Origin of the sequence: Legionella sp. 227 (assembly GCF_043161935.1) — a bacterium.
Classification (GTDB): domain Bacteria; phylum Pseudomonadota; class Gammaproteobacteria; order Legionellales; family Legionellaceae; genus Legionella; species Legionella sheltonii.
The window spans coordinates 1,173,025-1,192,113 of the sequence record NZ_CP171154.1; the positions used below are offsets into that span (position 1 = coordinate 1,173,025).

Genomic DNA, 19,089 nt, shown 5'->3' on the forward strand with positions numbered 1-19,089 from the left:
CTTATTTTGTAGCACTCCTTTTGGTTGCAGAAGATTTGTTCGATTTTTTCTTTTTCATGCTTTCTTTCAAAAGTGAAACAAAATCAACTACAGAATCATGGCTTCGAACCGCTTTAGAGACTTTTTTACCTTTTTTGGTTATGTCCTTGATTTGTTGATCCAGCCATTTTTGCATCGTTTCGCGATATTCATTATGATACTTTTCTGGCTCCCAAGTGGCGCTCATATCATTAATTAAATCGACTGCCATCTTTATTTCTTTATCCGAAATTTTGTACGTTTTTATATTTTCTTTAGGAACATTAAGGTCTTCTTCTGAACGGAGTTCATCTTTAAAATGAATAAGATATAAAAGGAGAGTATGCTCATGTGGAAGAATGATACTCAAATATTCTTTGGTGCGTAATATGGTTTTGGCCACACCCACTTTGTTTGTTTTTTTTAAAGCTTCACGTAGAAGTACATAGGCTTTTTTATTTTTTCCTTCAGGAATTAAATAATAGGGTTTTGTAAAAAAGAGACTATCAATATCTTTCATGTCGACAAATTCTTCGATATCAATGGTTTTAAAGAGCTCAGGACTCGCTTTTTCAAAAGCTTCTTCATTGACGATAATGTAATTACCTTTATCGTATTCATAACCTTTTACAATTTCGTTCCATGGTACTTCCTTGCCCGATTCTTCGTCTACTCGCTGATAACGTACGCGGGTTTGTGTTTTGGAATTTAGTAGATGAAAGTGTATTTCATTTTTTTCTTCGGTAGAGATCAATGAAATTGGAATTGAAACCAATCCAAAAGAAATATCACCTTTCCAAATTGAACGCACCATCCTTAACTCCCTGATTTATTCTCAAAAGTACATTTAGGAATAATAGATACTGTTTAATTATAGGACACAATGAGGTTTCATTGGAAAAAGAAAGGAATGGGATAGCTCAAGTGATGGATTTTTATCTGATTATATTATCGTTTTTTTATTAAAAATTATTTGTAGTCGTGCGGCAATAAGAGGAGCTATCTATCAGTAACATAGCAATTTAAGTCCATCAAGAGCAGCCATTTTTTATCGCAGTATGAGTTGCTAATTAAGCATGGAATGATTGTTAGTTCTTTGTTTTTTTAATGAGCTTGCTTCTCCACTTAAAAAGTGGATTTAATCAGTTATAACATAGCGGTTTCGAATCAAAGACGAGGGATTACCTGAGTTAGAGTCTAAAATAAGAGCATCTATTTATTTATTGAAAAATTTTAATTTGACAAATAGTCACCTCTTATTAAGCTTATTTATAGACGCATGGCAAATTGCAATTCGTTTAGGATGGCTAAAGGGAGATTAGTGATGAATGACTTTGATGAGAATGCAAAAGAAATTAAAAGAAAAGCGAGTGAACTTTTAAAAACTGCTAAAGAAAAAGCAGGAAATGCTTATTACGAAACGAAACCTAAAGCAGATGAATTAGCAGCACAAATCGGTAATACCGCTGTCGATTTGTATCAATCTGGGAAGCAAGAAATCAATAAGGCAGAAAAATACCTTGAAGACTCTATAGCATGTACTGCCCATTCTATCCAAAGAAAACCACTAACTTCTGTTCTTATCGCAGCCGGAATTGGTTATCTTTTTGCCAAAATTTTTAAATAGAATGAAAGTGAAAAAATACGTTTATCTTCTTTTTGTTTGGGTATTTCCAAGATTACCCCTATAAAATGTGTGTATTAATACGGCAAGGACGTCAACATTAAAAAGTAATTAATTATCCCGGATAGGGTCAAGATAGAAGTACTAGCCAAATAAATGAGTTGCTCCTACTCCTATAAGATTATTAAATCCTTGAAATTTTCCTGTTATGCGCTGATAAAATGTCATATCAAGTGTGGTTTTCGCGTTAAAAAGAAATATAATTCCTCCTCCTCCAGCTATTCCTAATGATTCATGCGCACTGGTTTTTGATTGCCCGACAAACTCTATATAGGTGCTTATATTTTTTAAAGTATAACTGACTGAAAAAATTGGATTTATACTTTGAAATTGCTGTCCATCCTGAATTAAAGGATCACTGAAAGTACTGATACCCATTTGAAGTTGCCAAGAAAGCTCATTGGTAAGTTTATTAGTAATCATCCCATTTATAGTAGCTTCTGAATGGGGACTGCCGAAGTTTTCATTTCCACTAGGAGGAGAAAATAATCCTTCTCCGGAAATAATCCAATCTTTGTTGTAATAAAACCTATATTTTATCCCCATCCAAATGGGGGTTGTCCCAGAAAATGGAGCGATTGTTTGATGAATATAATTAGAGGGTGTAATCACAAATTCCGAGTTATTGGATAAGCCGACTCGCGCACTGAGCTCAGGACCATTTCTTTGTGTTCCTCCGCCTATGAGTGAGTTATGCTCGAATCTGGTGTATGGGAAAAATAAATTAGGTGGCGTATTCTGTTGATTGTTCCGCAAGAACATAATCAACAAAAGGAACTACGCCATGAAGAATTGTAAACTGAAAGAAGTCTCAACACCAGTTGAAAAAATTGCTGATCCCTTAACTGAATTATTGAGAAATGGAGCCCGTGATTTGATTAGGCAAGCAGTAGAAGCGGAGCTCAGTGCTATGTTGTCTGAATATGAGGATTATAAATTACTCGACGGTAGACAGGCTATCGTTCGCAACGGTTATTTGCCAGAAAGAACCATTCAGACAGGCGTTGGTGATGTCAGCATCAAAGTACCCAAAGTGCGGGACCGGGGAGGCTCTGGTATTCATTTTCAAAGCCATTTGTTACCTCCCTATTTAAGACGTACAAAGAGTATTGAGGAATTGATTCCCTGGCTTTATTTAAAAGGATTATCAACGGGTGATTACTCCGAGGCTTTAGGTTCTCTGTTGGGTGAGCATGCAAAAGGCTTATCTGCAAATACGGTGTGTCGATTAAAAAGCCAATGGCTTGATGAGCATCAAAGCTGGCAGCGTCAGGATTTAAGTCACAAGCGTTATGTTTATTGGTGGGCAGATGGTATTTACAGTCAAGTGCGAATGGATGACCGCTTGTGTTTGCTGGTTATTATTGGCGTTACTGAGCACGGTCATAAAGAGCTAGTCGCTGTGAGTGATGGGTTCCGTGAGTCCTCAGCAAGCTGGGAGGAGCTGTTGACAAGCTTACGACAAAGGGGGCTTGCTCACACTCCAAAACTGGCTGCAGGGGATGGTGCATTGGGCTTTTGGAATGCTATTAGCAAAGTGTATCCCGATACCCGTCATCAACGATGTTGGGTGCATAAAACAGCCAATGTCCTGAATAAATTACCGAAATCGGTGCAGCCCAAGGTGAAAGCAGCATTGCATGAAATCTGGATGGCATCAACACGCAAAGAGGCTTATAAAGCGTTTGACAACACAGTGGAGTTATTCGCGCCTAAGTATCCAAAAGCAATGGAGTGCTTAAGTAAAGACCGTGAGGAATTACTCGCATTTTATGATTTTCCTGCGGAGCATTGGATTCATATCCGAACAACAAATCCAATTGAATCCGCTTTCGCTACAGTGCGCCTACGTACAAAAAAATCACGTAACTGTGGCTCAAGAGACAGCACGTTGGCAATGGTATTTAAATTGATGGAGTCAGCTCAGAAACGATGGATTAAAATTAGAGGGTTTAACCTATTAACTCTTGTTGTTAATAACGTGAAGTTTGAAGACGGAGTACAGGTTGGTGAACAATCAGACAGAAACGCCGCCTAATGCTGTACACCACTTTTGACAATAACTCCCTATGAGTTTTTGATTTTGAAAACCTCCCTCAATGAGAAAAGTGTTTTTGGGGACGGTACAGGAGCTATCAGAGAAAGAAGGTCTATTTATAATTGATAAAAGCATGTTGTCGCCCTTGCAAGGATCCTCCTGTGCATAAACAACAAAAGGGAAAAAAAATAAACTAAATAATAAATTGAACTTCTTTCTCATCTTGGGTGATATTCTCTAGCTGCGACTCTTCATGGGGATATCTCTAGAATATCTAAATATGAGAAACTAGCCAAATTAAAATTAAAATACTTAATAGTACTCCCAATAACCAAGCTAAAATGTAAGGACTTGTCCCATCTAAAGGCATAAGATATTGATGAGTTAGCAAAAAAGATTTTATTTAATTTTATTGGCCACAAATTATAATCCATGGGGGCCTTAAGTAGCGAAGGCACTTTCCTTATCAGTATTAAATAATTTGAAGTAACACCTATTTAAGAGTTCGGGCTTAATTGTTGCTCATGGTGGTCCCCAGCATCTATTTTGAAATGTAAAAGATTAGTTTCTCATCAAAAAAGCAGTCTCTATGAATTACTACTTATCATTTCTTTACTTTTTTGAAACATTTTTACCGTTTTGAAACATTGTGATGAAAAAACAAACAAAAAATTCTTGTCAAATGAAAAATCCAGTGGTACCGTATCTTAGAAATAAAACTCCCTGTATATTTTTTGTGAGGTTGCGATGGCTTTTTCAAAACAAAATGAGGCGTTTACTAACGATAAGATCCAGTTTTTCACGCAACTTCATAGGAATGAAATAAACAGTCTTCAGGATATTGAAGGCCGGGCTGCTGAGACCAGTTATTCCTTTATATTAGACAATCAAAAATCTCTTGAAACAGAATTCAACCTACTATTCAATGTACTGCAAAAGCAACGCAATGAAGATGACTTAAAGAACATCCAATTTTGGAAGTATTGTTACTATTGCTGCACCCTTTTAGAAGCTTTTCATCAAGCATATTCACAACATAGTAAAGTCGAAAAATATAAAGAGACTAAAAAGAACATTTTAGACCGTCTCTTAAAAAGGACTAAGGAAGACGCAAAAAAGGAAAAGGCGTTTCTCGAATCTTTGCGAAAGAGCTTTAGTGAAAGTTTCGAAAATTTGCGGAAAGCACCAGCACATTTATCACAAATCCGTGATTATGTTGCTTATTTAAATCTATGCCGTGTGTATTGGGTTTTTTGCCGTTTAACCCTCACACAGGGCTTTACTCTCGCAAAAGAGTTGCAAATTCTTGAAAAGCTGGACGCAATTCTGGGGACGCATACTGATGCTGATAAAATAATTGACTTTATTAAAACACCTAATGGCGTCTTAAATTATTTGAGCGTGGGTTTGTTTTTAATCCGCTTTGCAATCGATTTTGGTTATTTGGTTCAACACACTTGGTTTCCAACGGAGGGAGAAAAAAAGGATAAAACTACAGCTCTTGAGCGTTTTAAGTTTGAATTTTACAAGCGTCATTGTAACTTTGCGAATGACTTGGTATGGGCCACGGTAAACTTCATTACTAATTTTAACCATATTACCAACATCCCAGATCCTACTGCCGGGATAATTACTGCGGTTTTTTTAGGCTTTGACGTGTGCATGTCTTTGTACAAATGCCATTTGGCCAAACAGGAGTATTTACTCAAGAAGAGTGAACTCGAGAAGCAATGGCGTGAGTACTCAGCGTATCCAGAAAGGTACCGAGGGATGGATTTAGAGCAGCATAAAGCCATGCTTGAACTTGAACTTTTAGAGTTGGAAATTAACTGGCAAACCAAACAAGGAACTTTTTATTTCAATGCAGCTGCAGCTGCTTTATTGATGCTGGGATTTTCCGCCTCGCTCATATTTACAGGACCAGGAATTGCTGTTGCTTGCTTTTTTGTTTGTACTCTTGCCGTAGCCATGTATCTTTCTTCTGATTCTTATTCGAAACTCCAGGAGAAAAGTTTACGCTTGGATGCGGCTAAAACTGGAACAGAGCTTCAATTAGCACTTAAAGAATACGAAGCGGCGCGCAATGATTTTATGTTTACGATGATCAAAAATACCGTAATGCCCACTCTTTTAATTGCTACTTTTGCTGTTTGCTGGCCTGCGGCTATAGTTTTAACGGCACTCTATCTAGGTTATGAACTTTATCATGCTTATGATCAGCATAACAGTACGAAAGCGCCATTAGCTCTGGATGGACCGGTTATGGATAGTTCGAGTGACGAAAAAGCGGATAAGCTAGAGGAGGATGAGGTTGATATAAGCTGTTGTGCTTTTAATTAAGTTCACCTAGGGGGCTGATTATCGCTAGTGCCCCCACATCATCCCAAGTGGAACAGGGATGATGTGGTTCCAATCTACATGGATTTATTTTTTATCGCCAATGCTTTTTCATACAATTCGTTTTTACTGCCATTACTCAACTTACACGCAATTGCCACGGCTTGTTTCAGCGGCAATTCGCTGAGCAATACTTCAAGTAGTTTTTCCTGACTATCCGGTTCAGAAACAGCTGGGCGCGGAGGGATAAGCAAAACAAATTCACCTTTTACATGCGCTGGTTCGGCCAAAAGCCAGCTTTTAACTTCCTTGATAGTTCCTGAAATAAAGCGTTCAAAAGTTTTGGTTAATTCTTTTGCAAGTACCATCTCGCATGATTCACCAAAAATTTCACCCAAATCATCGAGGCATTCAAGAATCCTATGGGTTGACTCATAAAAAATCAGCGTATGGGGTGCTGTCCGTAAAGATTCTAATTTAGTTTTCCGCGCCTGTTGTTTCGCGGGGAGAAATCCTAAAAAAAGAAAAGAGTCACAAGGGATGCCTGCGGCACAAAGTGCGGTAATTAATGCACAAGCCCCAGGCACCGGAACAACCTGAATGTGATGTTGTCTTGCCAGTTTAACCAATAAAAAACCCGGATCACTAATTAATGGAGTTCCGGCATCACTGATTAAGGCGACAGACTTTCCTAGTAAAAGTTCTTCAATAATGTGTTTGCTTTTGTCATTTTCATTATGCGCATGCAGCGATTCAAGACTCTTTTTTATTCCTAAGGAGCTAAGTAATTGTAGGGAGTGACGCGTGTCCTCCGCTAAAATAAAATCAACTGATTTAAGCACCTCTAATGCTCTAAACGTAATGTCCTCACGGTTTCCTATCGGAGTTGCAACGATATAGAGAGTTCCTCTGCCTGTTGCTAGTGAGTTAGTCATAGTTTATCCTCTTGCGTTATTGCTTATTCAATGTCTAAAAATATGTTTATTAAAACAATAAAAATTCGCACATTTTTTTTACTGACATCAACCTTTTTTCTTTGTGAATGCACCACCGCAGTTAATCCTCCACAAATGGCAACGCCGGCCCCAGTAACGACTCCCAAAGTGGAGAACAAAAAAATAGCGAATCCTTATTCCAAACCTACGGCAAGTTACCTCACACAGGCCAAAAATCAAGAAGGCAGTGAAAAGCAACAATCATTAATCCGTGCAGCAGGACGTTTGATTTCAGAAGGCCAATGGCGACAAGGCGCTGCTATTTTAGCACAGACTTCTGACTTAACACCGGCAGTTATGAATGAAAAAAATCTTTTATTGGCGCAAATTGATCTCATTCGGGATCGCCCGCAAATGGCATTAAGTAAATTAACCCGTATTAGCGAAGGCGACGCATTTGCCCCATACCAAAAGATTCAATTTCACGAGCTGTTGGCTCAAGCTTACCGTGGCACAAACAACCTGTTGGAATCGATTAATGAACGTATAAAACTTGAATCGTTATTGACTGATGAAGAGAGCCAAGCCACTAATCGTCGTACATTGTGGCTAACTTTAACTCATGTTTCACCGGCGGAATTAAATTCTTTGACTCCTAAGGCATCCGATCAAGCGGTTTTACAAGGTTGGCTGCAGCTTGCGTTAATTTCGCGTAAGTATCGTGATGATCCCAAGTCTTTAATGACTGCTTTAGAACAGTGGCAATCTCATTTTAGTACTCATCCGGCAAATCATATTTTACCTAATCCGTTGGATTCAATTGCCAGTAAAATGCATACCCCACCGAAACATGTCGCGTTATTACTCCCCTTAAGCGGTGCATTACAGGGGCCTGGAACTGCAGTACGCGATGGATTTATGGCCGCCTATAAAAAAAACAACAGCAACAGCACCATGCAGGTGAAAACCTATGATACCAGTAAAGGAGATGTTGCTTCTTTATACAAAAATGCGATCACTGATGGTGCTGATTATGTTGTAGGGCCCTTAACAAAATCACAAGTCGCGGTAATCGCTGCATTAGAACATCCTGTTCCTACCTTGCTATTAAATGATGCGGATACTAGCATCCAGGAAAATTCTTATTCATTTGGACTTTCACCTGTAAATGAGGCAATCCAGGTAGCGATCAGAGCAAAAAACAAGGGGTATAGTCGTGCATTGATTATTGCGCCTGGAAATGATTGGGGTAAAGAGGTGACCAAAGCGTTTACACAACAATGGCAAAAGGGTGGTGGTCGTGTTGTTGATACTTTTTCATATGGCTCAAATGATGATTTGAATAAAAAAATGAAGGATTTTCTGCAAATCAGCAGCAGTCAGCAACGTGAGAAAAAAATAAGGGAGTTACTCGGGCAAAAAATCCAACCTGTTATTAGCAGGAGACAAGATTTTGATATGATATTTCTATTAGCCTACCCGTCAAAAGCACGGCAAATTATGCCGTTGCTAAATTATTATTTTGCGGGAGATGTTCCAGTTTATGCTACTGCCAGTGTCTATGGTGGTCAGGCTAACCCGTTGAAAGATAAAGACCTTGATGGAATTATTTTCTGTGACATTCCCTGGGTTTTTGCACACCAGGCAGGTACACGCAATTGGCCAGAACAATTTAATAGTTATAATCGTTTGTATGCTTTAGGAATAGACAGTTATACTTTGGCTACCCAATTGAACCAATTGATGTTATTCCCCGCGGATCAATCGCATAATGGCGATGGTATTTTATATCTCAAACCATCACAACACGTTGCCCGTGTATTGGAGTGGGGACAATTCAAACAAGGACTAGTGCATTCATTGGGTGAGACAGTGTAATTGATAACGCAAGAGAAAGGACGCATTGCTGAAGAGAACGCTTTAGCCTATTTAAAAGCACAAGGACTTAAATTAATTACGCAAAATTACAGGTGCCGGCTGGGCGAAATTGATTTAATTATGCGTGACAAGGACGTGCTGGTTTTTATAGAGGTCCGTTCGCGAATTTCCACCCAGTTTGGTGGGGGTATTGCGAGTGTTACTTATACAAAAAGACAAAAAATAATCAAGGCAGCTACCCTCTATATGCTAGAACATCAAAAATATGATCAATTTGCTCTTCGTTTTGATGTGATAAGCATTGATGGAAAATCAGCGTCCATAAATTGGATAAAGGATGCATTTGGGGTGGATTATTGATTAAGCTAGCTGCTGTTTGCTGCTTAATTGGATGTAGGTTGGGCCTTGGGCCCAACCTACATCTAAGTGAGAACTGCTTAGGGATGACACCTCTGGTTGTTCTTCCTACAGGTTACAATTTTTTAATGAAGTAGAGGTTTAATATGATGGTACAAATGGAGGAACGAGTAAGGCATTTATTTGGTATAAACATAGAAACCAAAATAGCTCTTGCTGATTCTTTATCTGATTTGATTGCCAGGGCTGGTCAACGTTTAGTGAATTGTTTGCTTGCAGATGGAAAAATATTGTTGTGTGGCAACGGGGGCTCAAGTGCCAACTGCATGCATTTTGCCAGTGCGATGTTGAATCAATTTGAAGTTGAAAGGCCTTCTCTGCCCGTAATCAATTTAAGTACAGACGCAACCAGCTTAAGTTCTTCTGCAAATGACAATCATTACAGTCAAATTTTTGCCCGACAAATTCAAGCGCTTGGGCAAGAAAATGACGTCTTGCTTTTATTAACCACATCAGGCAACTCAGACAGTATGCTGCATGCCCTCCATGCTGCCAATGAACGAGGTATGGATGCAGTTGCTTTGAGTGGACGGGATGGAGGTGTTCTCGCAAACCATTTAGGCCCAGAGGATATCGAACTTCGCGTTGCATCGGATAATTCAGCGCGAATTAGAGAAATGCATCTGTTCATCTTACATTGCTTTTGTGATTTAATTGACCAATCATTATTTGGTCAAGTCATGGGGTAAAAAAATGAGATTTAAATTAAGATCGATCGCTTTTCTTTTAGTGGCTACCCTGTTAACAGGTTGTGTTGCGGCAGTAGTAACTGGTGCAGTGGCTGGAATGGTTTATGACCGGCGTGGGGTTATCACTATGGAAGCCGACGCACGACTATTTCATGTCATACATAAAGCCATTGTAACAAACCGTCAGTTTAGTGATTCACGAGTTCTGGTGACCAGTTTTAATCGTGTGGTATTGCTTGTTGGCCAAACACCTACCCCCTCTTTACGAGATTTGGCTGAAAAAATTGCACGAGGAACCCCCGGAGTGCATCGCGTATATAATGAATTATCGGTTGGATATCCTATACCGCTTACTGCTCGTTCGAATGACAGTTTGATTACCAGCCAGGTTCGCACCAGATTGCTGGCTAAAAAAGGTCTTGAGTCGGGTTCTATCCGGATTGTGACTGAAAATCGAGTCGTGTATCTCATGGGTATCGTTAACGATCATCAAGCAGCGCTTGCCGTAGATGCAGCACGACGAGTTAATGGCGTAAATAAAGTGGTTAAAATTTTTCAATACATACATTAAAATAACATGTTAAAACAAGGATGTTTTGCTGTATTACTAGTCTTCGTTCTATTCTGTTTGTCTGGCTGCATAGGCAGCTTATGGACAGGCGCCACTATGGTTTACGATAGACACGATGTGTATAAAAAGTTGGATGATTACAATTTATTCCTTAAAGTGAATAATGCAATCACCGTTGATAATGCATTTAAAAATAACAATTGTGTCATTGATATTGCTATTTTCAATGGAGATGTCTTATTAGCGGGCCATGTTCCTACCGCTGAAATGCAAGCCGAGTTACAACGACGATTGGCTACAGTAAAAGGTTATCGACGTTTGTTTAATCAAGTCAGGGTAAGTTCTGCGGGATCAAATTCGATGCAAGACAGTTGGATCACCGCCAAGATTCGCAGCCAAATTTTCGCTGATGGTTCTATTGATCCGAATGCATTTAAGGTAGTGACTTCGGATCGGGTTGTTTATTTAATGGGAGATGTACATCAAGAGCAAGCCGAGAAAGTAATTAATATGGCAAGACAAACCAGTGATGTTGCGCGAGTGGTAAAAATTCTTAAATATTATACTTATCAAAATAATGCGGTTGCTTAATCCTAAAAAAGCAGTGGATGCAGAAGAAACATACATCCAACCGCTTCTTTTAGGATGCATGTATTAATGTGAATGTCCTTTGTCAGGTCGTTTACGCATTTTCCTCAATTTAAATTGCCGTAACAATCCCGTAGAACCATTTAATCCTTCTTCTTCATTTAAGCCATTACTTTGATTACAAGGGTGAGATCTACAGTGTTGTCGATATTCTAGATGATGTTTATTATGTTTATGAGGTAACCCATCGCTATAACGAGCGAGCATTTTTTGTTGCAGACCGGCTGCAGTATGTTGGATCTTATCAGGCATGTTCTTTCCTTTTGCGAGGTTAATAACACTACTTATTACCTGATTTGCGATAATAAGTTCCACATTCTAATTATAGACGCTAAAATCTGTTGTTTGCGGCATTCGGCGGGATATAAAGAAACGTTTAAGGGAGTACAGCATGAATTATTTACATACGATGGTGCGGATTTCCAACTTGGAAGAGTCACTCGACTTCTATTGCAATAAACTGGGTTTAGTTGAGGTCAAGCGTACAGACTATGAGAAAGGCCGATATACATTAATATTTCTAGCCGCACCTAATGATTTAGAGCACGCCCAGCAGGCAAATACGCCAATGCTTGAGCTTACATTCAATTGGGATCCAGAAGAGTATCAAGAAGGACGAAATTTTGGCCATTTGGCGTATCGAGTAGAGGATATCTATGCTACATGCCAACGATTAAAAAATGCAGGGGTAGTCATTAACAGGCCACCTCGAGATGGACGTATGGCGTTTATTCGTTCGCCAGATAATATCTCTATCGAATTGCTGCAAAAAGGGGAGCCCTTACCTATCCAAGAGCCCTGGGCATCCGCACCAAACATAGGTCACTGGTGATAAAGAATCATGCGTGTATAAAATATGGCATTGCTTATTCAAACTGATTGCTTTATAATTCGCGCGGTGAAACTTAGGTGAATATGTGAACAAACAGCTAAGTAAACGTGGTATTGTGCGACTATGGTATGTACAATCAGGCGTTACATTGGTCTTTGCAGCTTTATGCGCACTAGTATATGGTACTAATGCGGCAAGCTCAGCATTGCTTGGTGGTGTAGTTTGTATTGTTCCTAACGCGTATTTTGCAAGCAAACTGTTTAAGTATCAAGGTGCTCGTTCAGCCAAGCAGATCGTAAATAGTTTCTACAAAGGCGAAGCGTTAAAGATAATTATATCCATATTCCTATTCACCGCGGTGTTTTTACTATTTAAAATTACGCCGCTAGCGTTTTTTGTATCATACATTATGATCCAGATGACGCATTGGTTCGCCCCGTTGATTATTGTAAATAAACAGAATAGGCCTGAAAGTGACTGAAATGGTATCTAGCACAAACTACATCAAGCATCATTTAACGTACTTGACATACAACGTTAGTGATATGAAATTGGGTTCGGGTGGTTTCTGGACATTGAATCTCGATACACTGTTTTTCTCAATCGTTTTGGGAATATTCGTTTGCGCGCTGATGTATTTTGGTGCACGCCGAGTGACAACTGGAATTCCCGGCAAGTTACAGAATTTTGCCGAAATCATGCTCCAGTTTGCTGATAATCAGGTAAAAGACTGCTTCCACGGCAAAAATAATTTAATTGGTCCGCTTGCGCTTACTATATTTTTATGGGTTTTCCTAATGAATTTTATGGATATATTACCCGTAGACATATTACCTGCCATTGCTCAGACGGGTGGTATTCATTACTTGAAAGTAGTACCAACTAACGATTTGAATTTAACTTTTGGTTTATCAATTTCTGTATTCATTCTGATTATTTTTTACAGTATTAAGATAAAAGGACCAAAAAAGTTCATAAAAGAGCTCACCTTACAGCCTTTTAATCATCCCGGATTTATACCTTTTAACCTATTGCTTGAAGTGGTTGGTCTCGTTGCGAAACCCATTTCACTAGCACTGCGGTTATTTGGAAACTTATATGCAGGCGAATTGATATTCATATTGATCGCCCTGTTAACCTTAAATGCTGCAACATCATCAACACTGGGTACCGCGACTTTGGGCACAGCACAATTTATCTTGGCGCTGGCTTGGTCAATATTCCATATATTGGTAATTACATTGCAAGCATTTATTTTCATGGTGCTAACGATTGTTTACTTGAGTTTAGCACACGAAGATCATTAACCGATTTAATTTTCATCCATTGTAAAGGGGATAAATATGCAAGCCGCTAGTTTAATAGCACAAGTTCAAAGTATGACCGTTGTTGCGGTTGCCTTGTTAATTGGTTTGGGTGCATTGGGCACAGCGATAGGATTTGGTTTGCTTGGTGGCAAATTCCTTGAGGGCTCAGCTCGTCAACCAGAAATGGTTCCAATGTTACAAGTAAAAATGTTCATCGTTGCTGGTTTGTTAGACGCCGTAACCATGATTGGAGTGGGTATCGCATTGTTCTTTACTTTCGCAAACCCTTTCCTAAGCAACCTGGGTTCTTGATAACACATAATCGGGGCGCAAAGCGCCCTAATTGTTACAGGAGATTAAACGGTGGAAATTAATTTAACACTAATTGTACAAATGCTCGTTTTCGCAGCTTTTGTTTTGTTTACTATGAAATTAGTATGGCCTCCATTGGCAAAAGCAATGGAAGAGCGACAAGACAAGATTGCTGATGGGTTAGCTGCTGCTGAACGTGGTCGCAAAGAATTAGAATTGGCGCAACATCGCGTCAAAGATGAACTAAAGCAAGCTAAAGTTCAATCTGCTGATATTATTGAAAAAGCAAATAAGCGTGCTGCGCAAATAATTGAAGAAGCAAAAGAAACAGCAAAACATGAAGCGCAAATGCAAGTGAAATTGGCACAAGAGCAATTACAGCAACAAATCAATCATGCAAAAGATGAGTTGCGCAAACAAGTTGCACACTTAGCCATAACAGGCGCTGAGAAAATTTTAAAGCGCGAAATAGATGCTAAAGCAAATACTGCATTGTTAGATAACTTGATAGAAGAGATTTAAAATGTCTGATAGTACCACCATAGCCAGACCCTATGCTAAAGCAATTTTTGAATATGCTTTAGGGGAAAAAAAATTAGCTGAGTGGTCAGCACATTTGAGAAATCTTGCGCAAGCCGTGTTGACGACAGAAGCTGAATACTTTATTGCTAATCCTGCAACAACTGTAGAACAGCATATGGAGTTGTTGCACACAGCAATTGGTGCAAAACCAAATGAAAACAAGCCATTAAGTAATTTAATTACTTTACTGGCTACCAATAAAAGATTGATGTTGCTACCTGATATTTATGCACTCTATGAAGCACATCGCGCAGAGCAAGAAAAAACTCTGAATGTTGATGTAAGCAGTTTCTCTGATTTATCTAGTGCACAACAACAACGATTAATCGAATCTTTAAGTCAGCGCTTGCAGCGTAAGGTCTCGTTAAAAATCAATATTGATCCTTCCTTGCTTGGTGGAGCAATAATTCGAGCGGGCGATTTAGTTATAGATGGTTCAGTTCGTGGCAAGCTTAATAAGCTAAACACCGAACTGGCTGCATAATTTAGAGGATAGTTTCCATGTCAGAACAAGTAGCATTAAATCCTTCTGAAATCAGTGAATTAATCAGAAAGAAAATAGAACACTTTAGTGTAGTATCTGAAGCACGAAATGAAGGTACTATTGTTAGTTTAAAAGACGGTGTTGTGAGCTTACATGGCCTTGAAGATGTAATGGCTGGGGAAATGATTGAATTCCCAGGCGGCGTGTATGGTCTGGCTCTTAACCTTGAAAGAGATTCAGTGGGCGCGGTTGTTCTTGGTGAATATTCTTCTTTAGCTGAAGGTCAAAAAGGTAAATGTACCGGACGTATTCTTGAAGTACCAGTAGGTAAGGGACTTCTAGGCCGCGTTGTTGATGCATTAGGTAATCCGATCGATGGTAAAGGACCAATCGATGCTGCAGGCATGTCCCCCATTGAAAAAGTAGCTCCTGGGGTTATTGCACGTAAATCAGTAGATCAGCCTGTTCAAACTGGATTAAAAGCGATTGACGCGATGATCCCTGTTGGACGTGGTCAGCGCGAGCTTATCATTGGCGACCGCCAAACAGGAAAAACAGCAATTGCTATTGATGCAATTATCAACCAGAAAGGTACCGGCGTTAAGTGTATTTATGTCGCCGTAGGCCAAAAAGCTTCTTCTGTTGCTGCTATAGTTCGTAAACTTGAAGAGCACGGTGCTTTAGAACATACCATCGTCGTCGTTGCAGGTGCTTCTGATTCCGCCGCATTACAATTTATTGCTCCCTACGCGGGATGTACTATGGGCGAATACTTCATGGAACATGGCGAGGATGCATTGATTGTTTATGATGATCTCACCAAACAAGCTTGGGCATATCGACAAATCTCCTTGTTATTACGCAGACCACCAGGCCGTGAAGCTTATCCTGGGGATATTTTCTATTTGCATTCACGCTTATTAGAGAGAGCTGCACGAATAAATGCTGATGAAGTAGAGAAGCTGACTAAGGGCGCAGTAAAAGGCAAAACAGGTTCATTAACCGCATTGCCAATTATTGAAACCCAGGCAGGTGACGTTTCTGCATTCGTACCAACTAACGTGATTTCGATTACAGACGGTCAGATATTCCTTGATGTGGATTTGTTTAACTCAGGTGTTCGACCTGCAATTAACTCAGGTCTATCTGTATCTCGTGTGGGCGGCGCTGCACAAACCAAAATCATGAAAAAATTAGGTGGCGGTACTCGTTTGGCACTTGCTCAATTCCGTGAGTTGGAGGCTTTCTCCCAATTTGCTTCCGATCTTGATGATGCAACCCGTAAGCAATTAGAGCGCGGACAGCGAATCACTGAGCTGATGAAGCAAAAACAATACTCTCCATTATCTGTTGCTGAAATGGGTACAGCATTGTTTGTAGTTGAAAAAGGTTATTTGGATGATGTGCCTGTAAATGAAGTTGCTGCATTTGAAGCGTCATTACATGATTATATGCGCAGCTCACATCCTGATCTGTTACAACTGATCAATGAAGCAGGTGCTTACGATAATGACATTGAAGCAAAATTGAAAAAAGCTGTAGAAGACTTTAAGCGTACAGCAAGTTGGTAAGTCAATTTAAGGCGAAATGATATTATGGCTGGAGCAAAAGAAATCCGTTCGAAAATTTCGAGTATTAACAAAACTCGAAAGATTACTCGTGCGATGGAGATGGTGGCAGCAAGTAAGATGCGCAAAACTCAAGAAAGAATGCGCGCATCTAAGCCGTATGCCAGTAAGATCTACAGCGTAGTAAAGCACATTGCGCGTGCGCACTCAGAATACAGACATCCGTTTATGACCCATCGCGAGATTAATCGTATTGGTCTTATCGTTGTTACTACCGATCGAGGTTTATGTGGTGGTTTAAACGTAAACCTGTTACGTGAAACAGTTCGTACTATTCGTAACTGGAAGGAACAAGGTAAAGAGGTTGATCTGGCAGTAATCGGTCGTAAAGGGCAAGCATTTTTTAAGCGTGTTGGCAGTAATGTTCTTGGTTCTGTAGACCATCTTGGTGATACACCAAGCATTAATGACATTATTGGCATTGTGAAAGTGATGCTTGATGCGTTTAACAACGGCACCATCGACGCACTGCATGTGGTTTACAACGAATTTGTTAACACCATGACGCAAAAACCCGTGGTGAAACAATTACTACCATTGCCAAAATCAGAAGAAGACAGCACGACAATGGGGCATCATTGGGATTATATTTATGAACCTGATGCTAAGGAATTGCTGGATAATCTTTTAGAACGTTATATCGAATTGCAGATTTACCAAGCAGTTGTTGAAAACATTGCTTGTGAACAAGCGGCTAAGATGATTGCAATGAAAAATGCAACGGATAATGCCGGTGATTTGATTAAAGAATTTCAATTGGCTTATAACAAAGCACGACAAGCTGCAATTACGCAAGAATTGGCAGAAATTGTCGGTGGCGCAGCCGCTTTATAAGAGGGTATAAAATGAGCTTAGGAACTGTAGTAGAAATTATTGGCGCGGTTGTGGATGTGGAGTTCCCCCGTGAGAATGTCCCTAAAATCAATGATGCATTAAAACTTGTTGATGGTGATTTGGTTTTTGAAGTACAGCAACAACTTGGTGATGGTGTCGTTCGTACTATTGCTATGGGAACAACTGAAGGACTTAAACGTGGTTTGCGCGCTGAAAATACAGGCAATCCTATTCAAGTACCTGTTGGCAAGAAAACCTTGGGTCGAATTATGGATGTTCTTGGCCGCCCAGTTGATGATGCAGGCCCAATCGGCGCCGAAGAGCATTGGTCAATTCACCGTAAGCCACCAAGTTACGAAGAACAAGCAGGCAGTCAAGAATTGCTTGAGACCGGTATTAAAGTAATTGACTTGCTTTGTCCTTTTGCCAAAGGCGGAAAGGTAGGTCTGTTCGGAGGTGCGGGTGTAGGTAAAACCGTTAACATGATGGAACTCATTCGTAACATCGCGATTGAGCACAGTGGATACTCAGTTTTTGCGGGTGTGGGTGAACGTACTCGTGAAGGAAACGACTTCTATCATGAAATGAAAGACTCTAATGTATTGGATAAAGTATCATTAGTTTACGGTCAGATGAATGAGCCACCAGGTAACCGCTTACGCGTTGCATTAACTGGCTTGACTATGGCTGAGAAATTCCGTGATGAAGGCCGTGATGTATTACTGTTCGTTGACAATATCTATCGTTATACCTTAGCAGGGGTTGAAGTATCTGCGCTGTTAGGTCGTATGCCATCAGCGGTGGGCTACCAACCAACATTGGCTGAAGAAATGGGTATGTTGCAAGAACGTATTACTTCAACTAAAACAGGTTCTATTACTTCAATTCAAGCGGTATACGTACCCGCTGACGACTTAACTGACCCATCTCCTGCAACGACGTTTGCTCACTTGGATGCTACAGTTGTATTGTCACGACAAATCGCTGAATTGGGTATTTATCCTGCGGTTGATCCTTTAGATTCAACTTCTCGACAATTGGATCCGCTCATTGTCGGACAAGAACATTATGATACCGCTCGACGTGTTCAACAAACATTACAACGCTATAAAGAATTAAAAGATATTATTGCGATTCTTGGTATGGATGAATTATCTGAAGAAGATAAGCGTGTTGTTACGCGTGCTCGTAAGATTCAAAGATTCTTGTCACAACCATTCTTCGTTGCTGAAGTCTTCACTGGTTCTCCAGGAAAATATGTTTCTTTAAAAGATACAATTAAAGGCTTCCAAGGTATTCTCGCCGGTGAATATGATGATTTACCTGAGCAAGCATTTTATATGGTTGGTAGCATTGAGGAAGCAGTTGCTAAAGCTAAGACCTTATGAGGTAGGCAAATATGACTAGAACTACGCACTTAGATATTGTTAGTGCTGAACATGAAATATTCTCCGGTGTGGTCGAAATGGTTGTCGCAACCGGAGAATTAGGTGAAGTAGGCATTACAGCAGGTCATGCGCCTTTGCTTACCGTTCTCAAACCAGGTGAAGTACGAGTTACCTTACCTGGTGGCCACCAAGAAATTTATTATGTTCAAGGTGGAATGCTGGAAATTCAGCCTAACAGTGTTACTGTTCTTGCTGATGTGATTGAACGTGCTGATCACCTTGATGAATCCGCTGCACTTGCTGCAAAAGCCCAAGCTGAAGCCGCAATGTCCAGCAAGGGCGGTGAAATGGATTATTCAGTTGCTGCTGCAGAATTAGCACGCGCTGTTGCACAAATTCGTGCGATTCAAAAAGTAAGAAAGACCATTAAGTAACAATCCCCTGTCAAAGAGATACCCCTTTATTTGGTAACCTGGGTAAAGCACAGCGAAACCCGGGTTACTGTTC

At 39.9% G+C, this 19,089-nt stretch carries 22 protein-coding genes; 18 read left to right on the forward strand and 4 right to left on the reverse strand.

All coding sequences use genetic code 11. From position 1 onward, the window contains the following. Position 1: 1 nt before the first annotated feature. Complete coding sequence (locus tag ACF8MK_RS05060; RefSeq protein ID WP_392538438.1) at positions 2-832, reverse strand: Ku protein; 831 nt, start codon at positions 830-832, stop codon at positions 2-4. A 510-nt stretch (positions 833-1,342) separates the two neighbouring features. Between ACF8MK_RS05060 and ACF8MK_RS05065 the strand changes: the two genes are divergently transcribed. Further along, positions 1,343-1,645 (forward strand): hypothetical protein, encoded by a 303-nt coding sequence (locus tag ACF8MK_RS05065; RefSeq protein WP_392538439.1) that lies wholly within the window; start codon positions 1,343-1,345, stop codon positions 1,643-1,645. Positions 1,646-1,786: 141 nt separating this feature from the next. On the opposite strand, the gene ACF8MK_RS05070 is transcribed toward ACF8MK_RS05065, so the two are convergent. Then, entirely contained in the window at positions 1,787-2,248 is a 462-nt protein-coding gene (locus ACF8MK_RS05070; RefSeq protein ID WP_392538440.1) for a transporter, read from the reverse strand. A gap of 238 nt (positions 2,249-2,486) precedes the next feature. Here ACF8MK_RS05070 and ACF8MK_RS05075 point away from each other — a divergent pair, with 238 nt between their 5' ends. Together ACF8MK_RS05075 and ACF8MK_RS05080 are read left to right on the forward strand one after the other, a co-directional pair. Further along, positions 2,487-3,740, forward strand: a complete 1,254-nt coding sequence (locus tag ACF8MK_RS05075; protein WP_392536665.1) for an IS256 family transposase — start codon at positions 2,487-2,489, stop codon at positions 3,738-3,740. 747 nt (positions 3,741-4,487) lie between these two features. Then, complete coding sequence (locus ACF8MK_RS05080; RefSeq protein WP_392538441.1) at positions 4,488-6,080, forward strand: hypothetical protein; 1,593 nt, start codon at positions 4,488-4,490, stop codon at positions 6,078-6,080. Positions 6,081-6,154: 74 nt separating this feature from the next. Here ACF8MK_RS05080 and rsmI read toward each other — a convergent pair whose 3' ends face one another. Beyond that, entirely contained in the window at positions 6,155-7,012 is an 858-nt protein-coding gene (gene rsmI, locus ACF8MK_RS05085) for a 16S rRNA (cytidine(1402)-2'-O)-methyltransferase (RefSeq protein WP_392538442.1), read from the reverse strand. A gap of 30 nt (positions 7,013-7,042) precedes the next feature. Here rsmI and ACF8MK_RS05090 point away from each other — a divergent pair, with 30 nt between their 5' ends. From ACF8MK_RS05090 to ACF8MK_RS05110, 5 genes are all read left to right on the forward strand, one after another. Further along, on the forward strand, positions 7,043-8,890 hold the full coding sequence (locus tag ACF8MK_RS05090; RefSeq protein WP_392538443.1) for a penicillin-binding protein activator: 1,848 nt from the start codon (positions 7,043-7,045) through the stop codon (positions 8,888-8,890). A gap of 3 nt (positions 8,891-8,893) precedes the next feature. Then, positions 8,894-9,250: a YraN family protein gene (locus ACF8MK_RS05095; RefSeq protein ID WP_392538923.1), complete on the forward strand. Its 357-nt coding sequence runs from the start codon at positions 8,894-8,896 to the stop codon at positions 9,248-9,250. A gap of 146 nt (positions 9,251-9,396) precedes the next feature. Beyond that, positions 9,397-9,996, forward strand: coding sequence for an SIS domain-containing protein (locus ACF8MK_RS05100; protein ID WP_265703849.1), 600 nt, complete (start codon positions 9,397-9,399; stop codon positions 9,994-9,996). Between the two features lie 4 nt (positions 9,997-10,000). Then, entirely contained in the window at positions 10,001-10,567 is a 567-nt protein-coding gene (locus tag ACF8MK_RS05105; RefSeq protein ID WP_392538444.1) for a BON domain-containing protein, read from the forward strand. Positions 10,568-10,573: 6 nt separating this feature from the next. Next, positions 10,574-11,158: a BON domain-containing protein gene (locus tag ACF8MK_RS05110; protein ID WP_392538445.1), complete on the forward strand. Its 585-nt coding sequence runs from the start codon at positions 10,574-10,576 to the stop codon at positions 11,156-11,158. 63 nt (positions 11,159-11,221) lie between these two features. On the opposite strand, the gene ACF8MK_RS05115 is transcribed toward ACF8MK_RS05110, so the two are convergent. Beyond that, complete coding sequence (locus ACF8MK_RS05115) at positions 11,222-11,467, reverse strand: hypothetical protein (protein WP_265703668.1); 246 nt, start codon at positions 11,465-11,467, stop codon at positions 11,222-11,224. A gap of 139 nt (positions 11,468-11,606) precedes the next feature. Between ACF8MK_RS05115 and ACF8MK_RS05120 the strand changes: the two genes are divergently transcribed. From ACF8MK_RS05120 to ACF8MK_RS05165, 10 genes are all read left to right on the forward strand, one after another. Then, positions 11,607-12,047, forward strand: a complete 441-nt coding sequence (locus tag ACF8MK_RS05120) for a VOC family protein (RefSeq protein ID WP_392538446.1) — start codon at positions 11,607-11,609, stop codon at positions 12,045-12,047. Between the two features lie 85 nt (positions 12,048-12,132). Further along, positions 12,133-12,528 carry a F0F1 ATP synthase subunit I gene (locus ACF8MK_RS05125; protein ID WP_265703670.1) on the forward strand — a complete coding sequence of 132 codons (396 nt, stop codon included), beginning with the start codon at positions 12,133-12,135 and terminating at the stop codon, positions 12,526-12,528. Between the two features lies 1 nt (position 12,529). Further along, a complete protein-coding gene (gene atpB, locus ACF8MK_RS05130; protein WP_265703850.1) occupies positions 12,530-13,354 on the forward strand; it encodes a F0F1 ATP synthase subunit A in 825 nt (274 codons plus the stop codon). A gap of 72 nt (positions 13,355-13,426) precedes the next feature. Then, entirely contained in the window at positions 13,427-13,666 is a 240-nt protein-coding gene (atpE, locus tag ACF8MK_RS05135) for a F0F1 ATP synthase subunit C (RefSeq protein WP_196795569.1), read from the forward strand. 51 nt (positions 13,667-13,717) lie between these two features. Continuing rightward, positions 13,718-14,188: a F0F1 ATP synthase subunit B gene (locus ACF8MK_RS05140; protein ID WP_028381464.1), complete on the forward strand. Its 471-nt coding sequence runs from the start codon at positions 13,718-13,720 to the stop codon at positions 14,186-14,188. 1 nt (position 14,189) lies between these two features. Further along, positions 14,190-14,732, forward strand: a complete 543-nt coding sequence (locus tag ACF8MK_RS05145) for a F0F1 ATP synthase subunit delta (protein ID WP_392538447.1) — start codon at positions 14,190-14,192, stop codon at positions 14,730-14,732. Between the two features lie 17 nt (positions 14,733-14,749). After that, positions 14,750-16,303 carry a F0F1 ATP synthase subunit alpha gene (gene atpA, locus ACF8MK_RS05150; protein WP_058388161.1) on the forward strand — a complete coding sequence of 518 codons (1,554 nt, stop codon included), beginning with the start codon at positions 14,750-14,752 and terminating at the stop codon, positions 16,301-16,303. A 24-nt stretch (positions 16,304-16,327) separates the two neighbouring features. Beyond that, positions 16,328-17,194 (forward strand): F0F1 ATP synthase subunit gamma, encoded by an 867-nt coding sequence (gene atpG / locus ACF8MK_RS05155; RefSeq protein ID WP_265703672.1) that lies wholly within the window; start codon positions 16,328-16,330, stop codon positions 17,192-17,194. 11 nt (positions 17,195-17,205) lie between these two features. Then, entirely contained in the window at positions 17,206-18,582 is a 1,377-nt protein-coding gene (gene atpD, locus ACF8MK_RS05160) for a F0F1 ATP synthase subunit beta (RefSeq protein ID WP_028381468.1), read from the forward strand. 11 nt (positions 18,583-18,593) lie between these two features. Then, on the forward strand, positions 18,594-19,016 hold the full coding sequence (locus ACF8MK_RS05165) for a F0F1 ATP synthase subunit epsilon (protein WP_265703673.1): 423 nt from the start codon (positions 18,594-18,596) through the stop codon (positions 19,014-19,016). Positions 19,017-19,089: the final 73 nt, after the last annotated feature.

What these genes read in the sequence shown, in the direction of transcription:
- ACF8MK_RS05105 (WP_392538444.1), top strand. Translation starts at nt 10,001, where the DNA reads ATGAGATTTAAATTAAGATCGATCGCTTTTCTTTTAGTGGCTACCCTG.
- ACF8MK_RS05165 (WP_265703673.1), top strand. Translation starts at nt 18,594, where the DNA reads ATGACTAGAACTACGCACTTAGATATTGTTAGTGCTGAACATGAAATA.
- atpG (WP_265703672.1), top strand. Translation starts at nt 16,328, where the DNA reads ATGGCTGGAGCAAAAGAAATCCGTTCGAAAATTTCGAGTATTAACAAA.
- ACF8MK_RS05090 (WP_392538443.1), top strand. Translation starts at nt 7,043, where the DNA reads ATGTCTAAAAATATGTTTATTAAAACAATAAAAATTCGCACATTTTTT.
- rsmI (WP_392538442.1), bottom strand. Translation starts at nt 7,012, where the DNA reads ATGACTAACTCACTAGCAACAGGCAGAGGAACTCTCTATATCGTTGCA.
- ACF8MK_RS05070 (WP_392538440.1), bottom strand. Translation starts at nt 2,248, where the DNA reads ATGGGGATAAAATATAGGTTTTATTACAACAAAGATTGGATTATTTCC.
- atpA (WP_058388161.1), top strand. Translation starts at nt 14,750, where the DNA reads ATGTCAGAACAAGTAGCATTAAATCCTTCTGAAATCAGTGAATTAATC.
- ACF8MK_RS05115 (WP_265703668.1), bottom strand. Translation starts at nt 11,467, where the DNA reads ATGCCTGATAAGATCCAACATACTGCAGCCGGTCTGCAACAAAAAATG.
- ACF8MK_RS05065 (WP_392538439.1), top strand. Translation starts at nt 1,343, where the DNA reads ATGAATGACTTTGATGAGAATGCAAAAGAAATTAAAAGAAAAGCGAGT.
- ACF8MK_RS05110 (WP_392538445.1), top strand. Translation starts at nt 10,574, where the DNA reads ATGTTAAAACAAGGATGTTTTGCTGTATTACTAGTCTTCGTTCTATTC.
- ACF8MK_RS05100 (WP_265703849.1), top strand. Translation starts at nt 9,397, where the DNA reads ATGGTACAAATGGAGGAACGAGTAAGGCATTTATTTGGTATAAACATA.
- ACF8MK_RS05120 (WP_392538446.1), top strand. Translation starts at nt 11,607, where the DNA reads ATGAATTATTTACATACGATGGTGCGGATTTCCAACTTGGAAGAGTCA.
- ACF8MK_RS05080 (WP_392538441.1), top strand. Translation starts at nt 4,488, where the DNA reads ATGGCTTTTTCAAAACAAAATGAGGCGTTTACTAACGATAAGATCCAG.
- atpE (WP_196795569.1), top strand. Translation starts at nt 13,427, where the DNA reads ATGACCGTTGTTGCGGTTGCCTTGTTAATTGGTTTGGGTGCATTGGGC.
- atpB (WP_265703850.1), top strand. Translation starts at nt 12,530, where the DNA reads ATGGTATCTAGCACAAACTACATCAAGCATCATTTAACGTACTTGACA.
- ACF8MK_RS05075 (WP_392536665.1), top strand. Translation starts at nt 2,487, where the DNA reads ATGAAGAATTGTAAACTGAAAGAAGTCTCAACACCAGTTGAAAAAATT.
- atpD (WP_028381468.1), top strand. Translation starts at nt 17,206, where the DNA reads ATGAGCTTAGGAACTGTAGTAGAAATTATTGGCGCGGTTGTGGATGTG.
- ACF8MK_RS05060 (WP_392538438.1), bottom strand. Translation starts at nt 832, where the DNA reads ATGGTGCGTTCAATTTGGAAAGGTGATATTTCTTTTGGATTGGTTTCA.
- ACF8MK_RS05145 (WP_392538447.1), top strand. Translation starts at nt 14,190, where the DNA reads ATGTCTGATAGTACCACCATAGCCAGACCCTATGCTAAAGCAATTTTT.